Raw genomic sequence first — 15,112 nt, forward strand, 5'->3', positions numbered from 1 at the left:
CTCTCCCTCAGCGCCTGACCGGCCAGCGGAAGGCGGCCAATCCGATGACGGCGAAGAGCGCCTTGAAGGCGATCACCATCGCGAAATAGATCGCGCAGACCACCGCATAGACCTCGAAGCTGCGATAGGTCCGGCTCTCGATGAAGCTCGCCGCATGGAAGAGTTCGCCGGCCGCGACCTGCGAGGCGAGCGAGGTGCCGAGCAGGAGCAGCACGAATTGGCTGGTGAAGGCCGGATAGACGTTGCGCAGCGCCGGCGGCAGCACGATGTGGCGGAAGACCTCCCAGCGCGTCAGCCCGAGGCATTGCCCGGCCTCGACCTGGCTCTTCGGGATCGAATCCAGCCCGGCGCGGACGATCTCGATGGCATAGGCGCCGAAATAGAGGCTGAGCGCGACCGCCGCCGCCTCGAAGGCCGGCAGCTTGAGCCCGGCGGCCGGCAGCACGAAGAAGATCAGGAAGATCTGGATCAGCGACGGCGTGTTGCGGAAGATCTCGATATAGGAGCGGATCGCCAGCCTGACCGGTTTCGAGCCGCTGCGCAGCAGGGCCGCCCCCGCGACGCCGATGGCGAGCCCGACCACGGCCGCGATCAGCGTCAGCGCGAGCGTGATCAGCGCGCCCTCGATGAACTGGTCCTGATAGCGCCAGAGCTGCTGGAAGTTCATGCCCGCCTCAGCCGAAATGGGTGCGCAGGACGCGCAAGACGGTGCCGTCCTCGCCGAGGCCGAAGACCAGCCGCCAGCGATCCAGGCAGGTGCAGGGATGGGAGATGCCGAGGCAGAGCACGTCCCCGACCTTGAGCCCGCTCTCCGGCGGCAGGCGCAGGAAGCCGTGCTGGTCGTTGAGTTTCTCGACCGTGATGCCTTGGGCCGCGCCGGCGATCTCCGCCCCGTCCCGGTGGACGGACAGAAGCACCGGCAGCCCCTGATCGAAGGAGACGTCGCGCATGCCGAAGCCGGCGATGGCGAGGCCGGTTTCCGGCCGCGACAGCACCTCGGCCCAGAGCCGCAGCGCCGGGCGGAACGCCTCGGCGGCCTTGAGTGTCTCGCCGCCGATGACGAGGCCGCCGCGCGCATCGAGCGCAGCGAAGGCCCGCGCATAGACGCCGTGATCGGCGAAGAAGATCGCACCGCTGCGCAGCAGCAGGGTCGTCTTGCCGTCCGCCGCGACGATCGGGGACAGCGCCGCGACGACGAGGTCGAAATAGGCCGAGCCGCCGGCGCTGAGGATGAGCGAGGCTTCCGGCTCGGCGGCCCTGACGGCGGCGAAGGCGGCAGCGGTTCGCGTCATCAGCCGGGCGATGGCCGCCTCGGTCGCGACCGGGTCCGGACCGGCGACCGCACCTTCATAGGTGGCGACGCCGGCCAGTCGCAGCTGGGGCCCGGCCGCGCGGATGGCCGCGATCACGTTTGTCACGGCGACATCGTCACGCGCCCCGGCGCGGCCATCACCGATCTCGACGAGGATGGGCAAGCCCGTCCGCCCAGCGGTCTTGGCGGCGGTGGCGAGGCTCGCCACGGCTTCGGGGCTGTCGGCGAAGGCGCAAAGCTCGACCTGCGGATGGGCGGCGAGGAGCGCACCGAGGCGCCGGCCGGCGACCGCGCCGCCGATCTGGTTGGCGAGCAGCAATCGCGTCTCGCCCGCCTGCATCAGGACTGCAGCCTGCTGGAGATTGGCGACGGAAGCGCCCCAGGCGCCGGCGTCGCGCAATTCTCGGACGATCTCCGGCGACATCGGCGTCTTGGCATGCGGCGCGACCTGCGCGCCATGGTCAGCCAGGTAACGGAAGAACAGGTCACGATTGGCGCGCAGCGCCGCCTCGTCCAGCGTCAGCGCAGGCAGCGAAAGATCTGCGCGGCGCGGGTCGAGCCGATTCTGCGGGAACTGCGCGGCTGGCACCGGCTCGACGAAGGGCACGCCGCGAAGGGTCGCGTCCAAGGCGGGCTCAGTGTTCGCACCACTTGTCTGCATCGCGGCTTACCCCTGCGTTTTGGGGGCCATAGCACCGGCGAAGCTTTATGACAACGTTGTCATCAAAGATTTCCACGCGTCCGAAGGCACCCGCCGGTTGGTCCGGGGTGCCTTCGGGGGTGGAGATCCGTGGTCGGGTTTCTATTCGGCCGGGGCGGCCTGCTTCGCAGGCGCGCTCTGCGCCAGCCAGTAGAAGGCGACGGAAGCCGCCCAGACGATCAGGCCGAACAGGGCCGCGGCACCCAGCACCAGCCCGAAGCCGCCTTGCGCATGGAGAACCGCCAGCATCGGCACCACGAAGCCGCTCACGGTGAAGCCGAGGAAATAGCGCACGCTGAACGCCTTGGCGCGGTGCTGGGCCGGCACGTAGCGGGCGACCATCGCGTCGTTGACGACCACCTGCCCATAGATCGCGGTCATCGTCAGGGTGAGGCCGAGCAGCAGCGGGATGCCCTGTGTCATCGCGGCGATGACAAGGCCGATCGGCTGCAGAAGGGCGAGGCCGACGAACAGGGCCGGCAGCGTATAGCGGTCGACGAGCCGGCCCATCAGCCACTGCGCCCCCGCGCCGAAGATGAAGACCAGCGTCGCCAGCGAGCCGATCAGCGCCAGCGGCATGTCCAGCCCGAGCCGCTCGTCGAGGATCTTCGGCAAGGCGATGGTGGTGAGGTTGAAGGTCATGCCGCCGGCGATGATGGCGATGGCGAAGACGACGAGAAGGGTTTTGGGGCGGCTCAGCGGGATGAGGTCCGCCTTGCCCGTGCGGTTTGCATGCGGTTCGCCGTCGCCGGGAACGAGCATCAGGAAGGCCGCTCCAAGGGCGAGGCAGACGAGGCCCGGCAGCACGAAGGCGGCACGCCAGCCGAGGCTCGCGGCCAGCAGCGCGGTGACGCCCGCCGCGGAGGCCGCGCCGAGATTGCCCCAGACGGCATTGACCCCGAGGTCGCGGCCGAGCTGGCGGGCATGATTGACCAGCATCGTCGAGCCGACCGGATGGTAGATCGCGGATGCCACGCCGAGAACGAGCAGCCAGGCCGCGAAGGCCATCGGCTGGCTGGCGCTGGCGACGCCCAGGCAGGACAGGCCATAGCTCAGGAAGAAGACGGCGAGCATGTTGCGCCGGCCGAAACGGTCCGAGAGCCAGCCCATCGGCAGGGAGCACAGGCCGAAGGCGACGAAGGCGCCGGTCGCGAGCCCGATCAGCTCGGCATAGCTCAGGCCGGTCTGGGCTGCGATGGCGATCACGGCGGTCGGGTAGATGAGCAGCACGAAGTGATCGAGCGCATGCGCTGCATTGACGAAGAGAAGCGTGCGCTTGGACAGCGTCTCGGGGCTCATGGGAACACTCGGCTCCATCGGACAGAGAGTGACGGACACGCCGGCCCGGTTGTCCAACCTGGTCGCGTCCGGCTTCGGGGAGGGATTTTGTAACTTGACCCGATGTGTCCTGTCGGGTCGTTTACGGGGCAATCGGGCCAAATGGAATCGCGATGCACGGCGACAGCGCTGCCTATCAGACCGTTCCGCGCGCGGTCGCGGTCCTGCCGAAATCCTACGCCGCGGGCGCGGCCACGGGGTGGCACAGCCATCCGCGCGCGCAATTGCTTTACGCGACCTCCGGCTTGACGCTGGTGACGGCGGAGGACGGCACCTGGATCCTGCCGCCGCAGCATGCGCTCTGGATCCCGCCCAGGCTTTTCCACGATGTCAGGATGCATGGCCGGGTGTCGATGTGCTCGGCCTATGTCACCCCGGAGGCGGTCGGAATCCTTCCGAAGGGCTGCCGCGTGCTGGAGGTGACGCCGTTGCTGGCTTCGGCGCTGGTCGCGCTGGCGGCCGAGCCGATGCTTTACGACGAGGGCGGGCGCGGCGGGCATCTCGCCGCCCTGATCCTCGACGAGATCGGGCGGGCGCCGGAAACGCCGCTGACCTTGCCCCTGCCGCGCGATCCGCGTTTGCGGCGCGTCTGCGAGGCGCTGCTGAAGGACCCTGCTTCGGCCCTGGACATCGACGCCTGGGCGGAGCGAGCCGGGGCGAGCCGGCGCACGCTGACCCGCGGTTTCCGCGCCGAGACCGGCATGAGCTTCGGCGACTGGCGGGCGCGGCTGCGCGTCGTCAGGGCGCTCGCGCTGGCGACGGATGGTTGCCCCCCGCACCAGATCGCCCGCGCGGTCGGTTATGCCGATCTGCGCGCCCTTCGGACCGCCGCCCGGCGCATCCTGGGAGGCGTCGAGCTCTCTTGGTGACGGCAGGCGTGCCTGGCCTTGCCGCTTCGCTCAGGAAAACGAACGCTCCGGCCGGAAGCTTCCAGCTCCATCACGCAGTCGTTTTCCGGACCTGGTACCGGACCGACGGTGGAGAGGCCGTCCTTCGGGATCGGCTCAGGAGGCCCGGATCTCCGCCGTGTCGCGCTCGATCCGCATTGTGCTGACCAGTCCTGCGACCAGGGCCAGAACGGCGCTCACGGCAAGGCCGATCCGGGGCGCGGCCGCCGATGAGGTGAGCGTGAACAGCATCGCCATGATCACCGAACCCAGCGTCTGCCCGAGAAGGCGGGCCGTGGCTTGCATGCCCCCGGCCGAGCCGCTGCGCTCGCGCGGCGCCGAGAGCAGCATGTTGCGGTTGTTCGGCGTTTGAAAGATCCCGAAGCCGAAGCCGCCCAGCATCAGGAACGGCACCAGCGGCCAGGGATCCTTCTGGATCGGCCAGAGAGCGACGAGCGCAAGCCCAAGGGCAAGGAAACCGCCGCCGGCCGCGCAGAGCAGGCCGGTGGAGAGCCGATCGGACATGCGTCCCGAGAGAGGGCCGGCAATGGCCACGACGAGAGGCCAGGGCGTCATGTAGAGCCCCGTCGTGAAGGCGTCCAGACCGAGGCTGTGCTGGAAGTAGAAGGGCAGCGCGATATAGCTCGCCATCTGACCGGCGAAGCAGCACACGGACGCAATCACCGAAATGCGGAAGGGGCGGTTCCCCAGGAGATCGAGCGGGATGAGCGGCGCAGGGCGTGGCGTCTCGCGCCTCACGAGAGCCGCGAAACTCGCGACCGATGTCACGAGCAACGCAGTCGCCAGCCCGGGCTCGCTCGTGATCCGGTCAACGCCGAGAACAAGGGAGGCGAACGCCGTCGCGTTGAGTGCCACGCTCGCCATGTCGAGCGTTCGGCCCGAGCCCGCAGGCTGCGGCAGCGCCAGGGCGGCGAGGAGCACGATCGCGCCGATCGGCAGGTTGATGGCAAACAGCCATTGCCAGCTGGATATGACGAGGATGGTAGAGCCGACCGTCGGTCCCGCCGCCGCCGACAGCGCGATCACCGTCGCATTCCAGCCGATCACCGCGCCGACCAGGCGGTGGGGATAGGTGAAGCGCATCAGCGCGATCCCCAGCGCCATCACGGCCGCGCCGCCGAGCCCCTGGATGAAGCGAGCCGCGATCAGCCACGGCAGCGAGGGCGACAGTGCGCAGAGCAGCGAGGCGCCGGTGAAGATGAAGACCCCGGCCGTGAAGGTTCGGCGGAGACCCCAGCTTTCTCCCAGCGCGGCGCAAGGCAGCAGGGCCATGACCAGGGCTATCTGGTAGCTGCCGACGACCCAGACAGACGCCGCAGGCTCGACCCGGAACGAGGACGCGATCGTCGGCAGCGCGATGTTGGCGATGGCGCCGTCGAGGACGACCAGCACCATCGCCGCCATGATGGCCAATGTCGCATAGGAGCGGCGGGGCGCCGGCAATCCTGCGTCCCCGGCCGTCGCGCCATCGAAACTCCGGGCCGCTGGGGCTGAATGGGTCATCATGTTTCCTGTTCTCGGTCGATCGAGGACAGGATACAGATGGCCAGGCATGGCGGAACGCGCAGGGAATGCAATTTATCCCTGCATCAGGCGCCATGTCTCAGTTCGGGGGCGGATCGCTTCGCCGGGGTTTGCGTGAATGTCCCATCCAGACTTCAATCTGCTCGCTGCCCTGGACGTGCTTCTCGCCGAGGGAAGCGTCGCGGGCGCAGCCAGGGTTCTCGGCTTGAGCGACTCCGCCATGAGCCGGACCCTGCTGCGTCTTCGCACCGTAACGGGCGACCCTTTGCTCGTTCGGGCCGGCCGGAGGCTGGTGCCGACGCCGCATGCCCTGGCGCTCGGCGCACGCGTCAGGTCGCTGACCGACGAGGTGAAGGCCGTCCTGCGGCCGGCCGATCGCGCCTTGGATATCGCCGGTCTCGAGCGCGTTTTCACCCTCCGCGCCAATGAAGGTTTCGTCGCGACCTTCGCAGCTCCGATCGTCGCGGCGGTCACCGAAGCGGCGCCGGGCGTGACACTCCGCTTCGCGCCCAAGCCGGACAAGAATGTGCGCTTCCTGCGCGAGGGGATCGTCGACCTCGAGATCGGCGTGCTTGGCGATAGTGCGCCGGAGATCAAGGTCCAGACCTTGTTCCGGGACCGCTTTGTCGGAATCGTCCGGAAAGGACATCCATTGGCACAAGGCGAGGTCACCGCCGCGCGTTACGCGGCGTTTGGTCATGTCGTCACCTCTCGCCGCGGCCGAACGCATGGTCCGGTCAACGCAGCTCTGGAAGCGCTGGGCTTGCAGCGGCGCGTCGTCGTTGTCGTGCCCGACTTTCCGGCGACGATGGCGATCGCCGCGACTTCGGATCTTGTCGGGCTGGTGAGCAGATCATTCGTTCGCGCGGGAGCCGACAAGAGCCTGCTCCATGAATTCGACCTGCCCGTGCAGACAAGCGCGATCACGATCTCCCAGATGTGGCACCCGCGTTTTCATGCGGATCCCGCCCATGGCTGGCTAAGAGAAATGGTTCTGTCCGTTTGCCGGTCTCATCTGGCGGCCAGCGAGGCCTGAGCTTCGCTCTTGCCTAGATGCGCTGACCGGTCGAGCGCGAGAACAAGACGACCTCCGACAGGTCGAGCCCGACAGATACGGCTGCTCCGGGTTGAAGGTCGCTGTATCCCTGAACCGTCGCCATGATCTCTCCGGGCACGGCTCCCTCCTCGTCATGCGCCGTGGCGCCGTCCGACAGCTTCACGGCGACCACGGACTCGGCTCCGACATGCTCGACGAGACTGACGGTACCGGCAAGGCCGCCGCTGGCCGAAGCATCCGACAGGCTCAGCGCGTTCGGCCGGATGCCGAGAAGGACGTTGTCACCCGCGACGTCGGCCAAGGCTGGGGGAAGCGGCAGGCGCGCCTTGCCGATGCAGATCGCCCCGTTGTCGATGCGGCCTTCGATCAGGTTCATCGGCGGCGTGCCGATGAAGCGCGCGACATAGGTGTTGGCCGGCGAGGTATAGATCTCGCGCGGCGTGCCGAACTGCTGGATCACCCCGTCGCGCATCAGGGCGATGCGCGTGCCCATCGTCATCGCCTCGACCTGGTCGTGCGTGACGTAGACGAAGGTACCTCCGACGCGCTGGTGCAGCCGCGTGATCTCCGCCCGCATCGCCGAGCGCAGCTTGGCATCGAGATTGGAGAGCGGCTCGTCCATCAGGAAGACTTCCGGCTGGCGCACCATCGCCCGCCCCAGCGCGACGCGCTGGCGCTGACCGCCCGACAATGTACGCGGATAGCGGTCGAGCATCTCGGTGAGCGATAACGTCTTCGCCGTCTTCTCGACGAGATCGCGCACGGCGGGCGAGCGCTCGATCTTCCGCTTGGCGAGCCCTCCGAGGAAGGGGATGTGGAACCACCATTTGAACTGACGCATGATCAGCGGGAAGGCGATGTTCCGGCGCACCGTCATATGCGGATAGAGCGCATAGGACTGAAAGACGAAAGCCATGTCGCGCGCGCTCGGCGGCAGCCGGTCGACGCGCCTTCCGCCGAGATGGATCTCGCCCGAGGTCACCGTCTCGAGCCCTGCCAGCATGCGCAAGAGCGTGGACTTGCCGCAGCCCGAGGGCCCCAGCAGAACGAGGAATTCGCCGTCCTCGACCTTCAGGTCGACATCGGCGATCGCGACCTTGTTGCCGAAATGCTTGGCGACGTGATTGAGCGTGATCGAGGCCATTCGTGTTCTTTCTCAGCCCGGTGCTTTGTCAGCCCTTGACGCTGCCGGCGGTCATGCCGGCCACGACATAGCGCTGGACCATCAGGTAGAAGGCGACGGCGGGCAGCGTGTACATCACGCCGATCGCCATGACGGTGTGGATCGGGGTCGAGAGTTCGCCAACGAAGCTGGCGAGGCCGACGGAGGCGGTGCGCAGCTCCTGGCTGAGGATCAGCGTCTGGGCGAAGACGTATTCGTTCCAGCCATGGAAGAAGGCGATCACCGAGGCGGCGGCGAGCGTCGGTGCCACCACCGGCAGCACGATGCCGAGAACGATGTCGAGCCGCGAGCAGCCGTCGATGCGGGCCGCCTCCTCGATCTCCAGCGGCACGCCGTCGATGGCGCCCTTCAGGATCCAGGTGATGACCGGCACCGTGAAGGCGGCGTTCGCCAGAATGAGGCCGCCCAGCGTGTCGAGCAGCAGCAGCTTGGCGAAGATCGCATAGAGCGGCACCACCAGCATCGCCTCCGGCAGCATCTGTGTGGCGAACAGCACGAATCCGAGCACGCCCTTGCCATGGAATCGGAAGCGCGAGAGCGCATAGGCCGGCAGGATGGCGAGCAGGATCGACAGCACCATGGTGCCGACGGCCACGATCGCGCTGTTCCTCAGCCAGAGCAGCACGCCGGTCTTGGCGAAGGTCTCGGCATAGTTGAAGGCCTGCGCCGGGTCGGGAAGCATCTGCGGCCGGTCGGCGAACAGGTTCGCCGAGGAGGTCAGCGAGGTGACGACCATCCAGTAGATCGGAAACAGCGCCGCGCTGAGCAGCACCATGATCAGCGCCATGCGCAGCGCGTGGGAGGCAGGGGTTTTCATCAGCGGCGCCCCTGCGCGCGCTCGGTGCGCTGCGTGTACCAGAAGTAGACGAAGGTCACGACGAGGGCGATGCTGAGCCCGATCATGCCGACGGCCGCCGCTTCGCCGAGCTCGCGGGCGACGAAGCCACGCGTGTAGAGCTCGATGACCAGCGTCTTGGTCGCGCCGATCGGCCCGCCCTGCGTCATCACCCAGATCAGGTCGAAGCGGCGCAGCGACCAGATCGTGACGAACAGCGCGAGCAGCGCCACCGTCGGCTGGATGGTCGGCCAGACCGCGACCTTGAAGATGCTGAAGCGGTCGGCGCCGTCCATCTGGGCGGCCTCGCGGACTTCCTCCGATACGCCCTGCAGAGCGGCGAGCAGCACGACGGAGGAGAAGGGGAAGATCTGCCAGACCGTTGTGAACAGGACCGCCGGCAGCGCGAGCTTGGGATTGTCGAGCCAGCTCTCATAGCCGACCTCGAGATCCATCAGCTTCAGCACGTGGTTGAAGATGCCGTATTGCGCGTTGAGCATCCAGGCGAAGATGGTCGCGACCGCCACCGGCGGGGCCGCCCACGGCACCGTGACGAGCGCCCGCGCCAGACCGCGGCCGCGGAACGGCCGGTCGAGCAGCAGCGCGGCGCCGAGCCCGAGCGAGATCGCGAAGACCACGCAGGCGATCGTATAGATCAGCGTGGTCCAGAGCACGGAGGCGAAATCGCTCGAGGTCGCCAGGTCGTGGTAGTTGCGCAGGCCCACGAAACGGGCGTCCTGCGGCGCCAGCAGCGTGCTCTGCTGAAAGCTCAGCACGAACTCGCTGACCAGCGGATACCCCTGGAACACCGCCAGATAGAGCGCGACGGGCGCGATGAAGAGATAGGGCGTCCAGCGGTTCTCCCGGTCGCGCCCACCGCTCTGCGGAGGGCGGCCGGCCGCTGCCGTCGCCGGGCTGGCGGTGCTCATGCTCTTACTGCCGCTCGATGCGCTTCAGCGCCAGGGACTGCACCTCGTCCATGGTCTTCTGCACGTCGGCATTGCCGACGAGGATCTTCAGCACCTGCTCGACGACGATCTGCTGGATCTCCAGCGTCTTGGTTTCGAAGCCGAGCACGAGCTGCGGCAGGGCATAGGGCGTCTGCGCGTCGTAGACGCCGAGCCAGGGCGCGCGTTCCAGATCGGCCTTCGGCCGCTCGACCGGGGTGGCGACGCTGGCGGCGCCGAGGATGCCTTGCAGCTCGCTTTGCGCGGCCGGCTGCAGCATCCAGTTGATGAAGACGCCGCAGGCTTCCTTGTTCTTGGTGTTGGCGTTGACCGAGAGAGAGGTCAGGATCAGGCCCTGCTGGCGGTTCGGGAAGGGGGAGGGCGCCGCCTTGAAGCCGAGATTGGGGTTCTGCGCGGCGAAGATGCCGGCGACACCGCCATTGTCGATGTTCATGGCGATCTTGCCTTCCCAGAACATCCGCCGATAGGTCGCCGCATCCGCGCCCTTCGGGATCACGCCGGAATCATAGACCTGCTTGTAGGCGGTGATCGCCTCGACCACCTTCGGGCTGTTCAAGGTGAGCTGCTTGCCGTCGGCCCAGTTGCCGCCGAAGCCGTAGACATAGTTCGTCATGTCCTGCCAGAAGCCGGAGCGTTCCGGCATCGTCGCGCGGAAGGCGTAGCCGAAATTGCCTTTGCCGGTGGCGGCCTTCGCCGCGGCGAGGAATTCCGGGAAGGTCTTCGGCGGCTCGCCGCCCTGCAGCAGCGCCGGGTTGTAGATCAGCTGGTAGTTGGCGAGCTCGAAGACGACGCCGTAGCGCTTGCCCTCGACATTGAGGAACTTGTCCGGCGCCTGGAAGGTGTACTTGCCGGCATCGACGAGGTCGTCGATCGGCAGGATGCGCTTGGCCGGCAGCGCCGCGAAGAAGTCGGTCTGGTCGAAGCGCACGAGGTCCGGGCCGCCACCGCCGCCCATCTGGGTGAAGACGGTGTTGGCGAGCTGCGAGAACGGGATTGCGACAGGCTGGACCTCGACCTTGTCCTGCGAGGCGTTGAACTTGTCGATCCAGGCCTTGAGCTTGTCGCCGCGGCCGGCCTCGGCGAAGGTCGCGGCGGCGAAGGTGATCGTGGTCTTGCCCTGGCCGAAGGCGCGGGTGGCGCCGAGCGCCGCGGTGGCGCCGGCGGCTGCCAGAACGGCGCGGCGGGTCAGTGTCGTCATGGCTTCCTCCGATTGTCCCGTTGCCCGGGCTGGTTTTGATCGCCGTGAGGATCGCCGCCGCCAAAGCACGCGCAACCGGCGACGACGGACGCACGGCGGGGAGCGATGACAGCGAGCAGAGCTCACATGAACAGTCGAGGAGATGGGGTTCAGCCGCCAAGCGGCGGCTTCTTGAATCTCCCTGGAACTCCGCGCTTCTTCGCCTCGAAGGCGTGGCGCGGTGAAAGGCAAGCCTAAACATTTTGTAACATTTTACAAGAGCTCAAAGACCGGCGCTGCTGGTCCTCCTGTCTCGAAGCCTGAAATGAAAATCTGGAGAAGGCGCGAGAAATCGGCTCAAGGACCAGGACGCCACGATCCGGATCCCTTTGGCGTCGGCAACCTCAGCCGGGAGCCTCGCCTTCATAGCCTCATGTCGTAGCCGGATTGACCCCGTGGCCGCGCCGGTGATCCGCTGCCCGATCGGAAATCGATGCGGCGGCACAGCCGCTCCACATGTCAGCCTCCAGAAAGCTCGGCAGCCTCCGCAGCCGGCGCGCTCCGAAAGCGGCGCCGATCGCCGAGGCCGCAGCGAGGCTCGGCCACCGACAAGCTGAGAGCAGCAGGGACGGATGCGTACCGGGTCAATCGTCGAGTAGAGTGCGAATATCTGACAATAATGTCAGATAAATCAAGATCTTGACGGGATGCTGGCGGACAGGGTGTCCGTCGAACTCAAATGACTCGACCTGACAGTGTCTGAAAATTTCCTATTATTTCAATCTACATAGAGCCATTCTGCTGTCGCTTTGTGACGAGCTATGCCACACTATGCCCGAATTTCGTTGGGGTAAATGTTGGGGTACGCATGGCTCGCAAGATCCAGAAACTCTCAGCTCTCGCGGTGAAGACGCTCACAAAGCCGGGACGACACAGCGACGGCAACGGACTCTATCTCGTGGTCGACGCGAGCGGCGCCAGGCGATGGCTCTTCCTTTTCCGATGGGAAGGGAAGCTGAAGGAAATGGGCCTGGGCGGGACATCTGCTGTCACGTTGGCCCAGGCGAGGGCGAAGGCAGACGAGGCCCGGCGTGAACTGGATGCAGGCCGTAATCCGATCCTTTCGAGGCAGTCGGCTCGCTCGACCAGTGCGGCTGTGCCGACGTTCGGAGATTTTGCGGACACACTCATCAGCGAGATCTCCGAAGGCTTCCGGAACGTGAAGCACCAGGCGCAATGGAAGTCGACGATCAAGACGTACGCCGCGGCAATGCGGTCGAAGCGCGTCGACGAGATCAACACCAATGATGTGCTTGGCGTCCTGCGGCCCATCTGGTTGACGAAGAGCGAGACGGCGTCGCGTGTGCGAGGCCGGATCGAGAAGATATTGGATGCTGCTCGATCCAAGGGTCTGAGGTCTGGGGAGAATCCCGCTCGCTGGCGGGGGCATCTGGCAAACCTCCTTCCCAAGCAGAACAAACTCTCGCGGGGTCATCATGCCGCAATGCCCTTCGACGATGTCCCGGCATTCATAGTGACACTACGCGTACAGGAAGGCGTGGCAGCCCGGGCGCTTGAGTTCTGTCTCTTGAACGCCAGCCGAACAAACGAAGTGCTGGGAGCGCTCTGGTCCGAGATCGATTGGGCGGACAAGATCTGGACTGTGCCGGCCGAGCGAATGAAGAACGCCAAGCCTCACCGGGTACCTCTGTCGAGCCAGGCACTCAAAATTCTGACGAGTATGAAGGCGGACAGGGTCAGCGATTTCGTATTTCCTGGCGCGAAGAAGGATCGACCGCTGTCGAACATGGCGATGGAAATGGTTCTGCGGCGCATGGAAGTTGGAGACGCCACAGTTCACGGGTTCCGCAGCTCTTTCCGCGACTGGGCCGGGGAGCGCACGAACTTCGCCCGAGAGGTCGTGGAAGTCGCACTCTCTCACACGATCGGGGATGAGACCGAGAGGGCGTATCGGCGAGCTGACGCGTTGGAAAAGCGCCGGAAGCTCATGGAGGAATGGGCGCGCTTCGTTGGCTCACCGAAGGCAGAAAAGAAGACGGGATCGAGGAAGCGCACTAAATCCGATTGAAGAGAGCCTGGATGCGATCGGCGTTTGTGGACAGGAGAGGGGCAATGAACCGCAATCGATCGAGGCGCGCCAGGCGAGCTGAGGTGTCCGGAGGGGCGATCTTTGAGGAGTTGAAGAGCTGGTTCCTGAGTGATCCCGATCGCAGCAGTCCGAAATTCATGGATGACTCCGACCTGGTCGAGCATTTCGTCGAGAAGGGTTGGCTGACACCAGAGGACGCAGAAACGGAGGCGTCTAGCCGGAAATGGGAGCCGTTTGAGACCAGGCCGAGGGCTCAAGAATTTGAGCCTGGGATCGAACTTTTCTGGACCTTGCCGATGGCGACCGCATGGATCGCCTCACGTGATCTGGCTGTCGTTCGAGATTTGATGCCGGAGGTCGCCAAGCACACGCGAGCATGGGTCCGGTTTGGCGAAGGGTATCGTCTTGAACAAGCAGAGACGCCGACATTGAACGACGTAGCAATGCTCTTGGAGTTGGTGGGCGACGATCGGTTCCCGGCGACCCTCGGTGAACTCCGGAAAGCCCTGAGGCAAGGCGAGCTCACCTGTTGGGCGATAGAGGAATCCAGGAGAGTCGATCTTGATTCGATGGACTGGATCGATCTCGATTTCGACTCCGGTAGCGGAACGCATCTCTTCAGCGGAAGGCTCGATCGTCGTTTGCAGGATCCTCGCGTCGAGAGCAAGAGGCTGCTGGAAATCTGGCCGCCAGCCGATGTAGAGCCGAGACCTGCTTCATCCGACAGTCTGCTATGGATCGGCTCCCCGAAGGCGACAGGCAAGGTGCTGTCCGCCCTGACCGCGCTACAGGAGGTCTTCCCCAATGGCTTACCACCCGGACTGGCCGCTACAGTTCGCAATCGACGTGTGGTCGAGTGGATGCAGGCTCACCATCAAACCACCGCATCTGACCGCACAATTGCTGAAGCCGTGAAGCTCTATCGAGCGCGAAAGTAGAAGCGGTGCTGCAATCTGGTGCAATGCGTCACTTTGCAGGGACTTGCTGCTGCATTTCTGGCTGAACGTCAGCGCACGGGCATGCACCGGAATTCCCCGGCCGGCCTCGAGGCGACTGGAGTACGTTCAAATGCAGACAGCAGTTCTGACCGTGGCGGATGTGGCCCATCAAGCTCGAATGAGCCCGCGCCAAGTCTACCGGCTACTGAAGGCCGGGAAACTCAGGGCCCGCAAGAGTGGGCGAAAGACCCTCATCCCCAGGGATGAGTTTGCAGCTTGGCTCAACTCTTTGCCCGTTGCAGATCTGGAGGCCCATTGAGCATGCACGGTGGCAATGAGGCCGGGGAGCTGCTCACGACATTCCTGGAGGTCGCCTGATGGGTAAGAAGAAGGGAGCCATCCAGGACCAGTTTGTCAGCCACGAGAGGGGTATGCGCGAGTCGATCGCCTGGCGATCACTGCCCTGCAATGCCCGCCTGGTTCTGGATCGACTGGAGCTGGAGCTCATGGCGCATGGCGGCAGGGACAATGGCAAGTTGCCTTGCACCTACACCGATTTCGAGAAGGCCGGCATCCGGCGCAAGTCGATTGCCCTAGCGATCCGTCAATGCGAGGCGCTGGGTTTCGTCGAAACCACGCACAAGGGAACCCAATCAATATCGAGCTTCCGGAATCCGTCACGATACCGCCTGACGTACATCTACGGTCGAGAGCCTAACCCTCCACGAACCGATGACTGGAAGCGGATCGGGACGCAGGAGGCGGCAACCGCTGCATTGAAAAAGGCAGCTTCCGAAAGATCGGAGCGACATGTGCAGATAGCTCGCCGCCATCACCGTGCGCGAAAGGCTGACCAAGACTTGCTTGGATTGGCGGCGTGAGAAAGGGAGCGCCTTCAGCCGAGATATAGATAGTAGGGGCACTGCCGCCGCCAGCGCTAGTAGGGGCTCGATCGCCCCCGCCGCTGGTGGCGGTTTTGCCGCTACGCAGGGAACTTCCTTGCCCCTGGCTTTCTGCTTGCTTATCCGATCAAGAAGCAAGCTTGGCCAAGACATCGAGATC

General features: G+C 65.5%; 13 protein-coding genes. 5 read left to right on the forward strand and 8 right to left on the reverse strand.

Annotated features, from left to right (window positions below; genetic code table 11):
• Positions 1-7: 7 nt before the first annotated feature.
• From GY40_RS21685 to GY40_RS21695, 3 genes are all read right to left on the reverse strand, one after another.
• Positions 8-667 carry an amino acid ABC transporter permease gene (locus GY40_RS21685; protein ID WP_038366844.1) on the reverse strand — a complete coding sequence of 220 codons (660 nt, stop codon included), beginning with the start codon at positions 665-667 and terminating at the stop codon, positions 8-10.
• Positions 668-674: 7 nt separating this feature from the next.
• Positions 675-1,940, reverse strand: a complete 1,266-nt coding sequence (locus GY40_RS21690) for an alanine racemase (RefSeq protein ID WP_038366846.1) — start codon at positions 1,938-1,940, stop codon at positions 675-677.
• Positions 1,941-2,114: 174 nt separating this feature from the next.
• Positions 2,115-3,311, reverse strand: coding sequence for an MFS transporter (locus tag GY40_RS21695; protein WP_038366848.1), 1,197 nt, complete (start codon positions 3,309-3,311; stop codon positions 2,115-2,117).
• 152 nt (positions 3,312-3,463) lie between these two features.
• Between GY40_RS21695 and GY40_RS21700 the strand changes: the two genes are divergently transcribed.
• Positions 3,464-4,219 carry an AraC family transcriptional regulator gene (locus tag GY40_RS21700; protein WP_038366850.1) on the forward strand — a complete coding sequence of 252 codons (756 nt, stop codon included), beginning with the start codon at positions 3,464-3,466 and terminating at the stop codon, positions 4,217-4,219.
• Between the two features lie 135 nt (positions 4,220-4,354).
• Here GY40_RS21700 and GY40_RS21705 read toward each other — a convergent pair whose 3' ends face one another.
• Positions 4,355-5,761: an MFS transporter gene (locus GY40_RS21705; RefSeq protein WP_038366968.1), complete on the reverse strand. Its 1,407-nt coding sequence runs from the start codon at positions 5,759-5,761 to the stop codon at positions 4,355-4,357.
• A gap of 139 nt (positions 5,762-5,900) precedes the next feature.
• On the opposite strand from GY40_RS21705, the gene GY40_RS21710 reads away from it, so the two are divergent.
• Complete coding sequence (locus GY40_RS21710) at positions 5,901-6,818, forward strand: LysR family transcriptional regulator (protein WP_038366852.1); 918 nt, start codon at positions 5,901-5,903, stop codon at positions 6,816-6,818.
• Between the two features lie 13 nt (positions 6,819-6,831).
• Here the strand turns inward: GY40_RS21710 and GY40_RS21715 are convergent, their stop codons facing one another.
• Genes GY40_RS21715 through GY40_RS21730 form a run of 4 tightly spaced genes read right to left on the reverse strand, consistent with a single transcriptional unit; the run spans position 6,832 to position 11,023 of the window.
• A complete protein-coding gene (locus GY40_RS21715) occupies positions 6,832-7,983 on the reverse strand; it encodes an ABC transporter ATP-binding protein (RefSeq protein WP_038366854.1) in 1,152 nt (383 codons plus the stop codon).
• A gap of 28 nt (positions 7,984-8,011) precedes the next feature.
• The gene (locus GY40_RS21720) at positions 8,012-8,839 is read right to left on the reverse strand and encodes a carbohydrate ABC transporter permease (RefSeq protein WP_038366856.1); all 828 of its coding nucleotides are present in this window, start codon (positions 8,837-8,839) and stop codon (positions 8,012-8,014) included.
• Entirely contained in the window at positions 8,839-9,786 is a 948-nt protein-coding gene (locus GY40_RS21725) for a carbohydrate ABC transporter permease (RefSeq protein ID WP_051988393.1), read from the reverse strand. The genes GY40_RS21720 and GY40_RS21725 overlap by 1 nt, the downstream gene beginning before the upstream one ends.
• Positions 9,787-9,790: 4 nt before the next feature.
• The gene (locus GY40_RS21730) at positions 9,791-11,023 is read right to left on the reverse strand and encodes an extracellular solute-binding protein (protein ID WP_038366858.1); all 1,233 of its coding nucleotides are present in this window, start codon (positions 11,021-11,023) and stop codon (positions 9,791-9,793) included.
• Positions 11,024-11,870: 847 nt separating this feature from the next.
• On the opposite strand from GY40_RS21730, the gene GY40_RS21735 reads away from it, so the two are divergent.
• The 3 genes from GY40_RS21735 (at position 11,871) to GY40_RS21745 (ending at position 14,931) form a co-directional block, all read left to right on the forward strand.
• Entirely contained in the window at positions 11,871-13,091 is a 1,221-nt protein-coding gene (locus GY40_RS21735) for a tyrosine-type recombinase/integrase (protein WP_038366860.1), read from the forward strand.
• Between the two features lie 44 nt (positions 13,092-13,135).
• A complete protein-coding gene (locus GY40_RS21740) occupies positions 13,136-14,050 on the forward strand; it encodes a hypothetical protein (RefSeq protein ID WP_038366862.1) in 915 nt (304 codons plus the stop codon).
• A gap of 377 nt (positions 14,051-14,427) precedes the next feature.
• Entirely contained in the window at positions 14,428-14,931 is a 504-nt protein-coding gene (locus tag GY40_RS21745; protein WP_038366864.1) for a hypothetical protein, read from the forward strand.
• Positions 14,932-15,112: the final 181 nt, after the last annotated feature.

Source organism: Allobosea sp. UNC402CLCol (assembly GCF_000745475.1).
Lineage (GTDB): Bacteria > Pseudomonadota > Alphaproteobacteria > Rhizobiales > Beijerinckiaceae > Allobosea > Allobosea spartocytisi.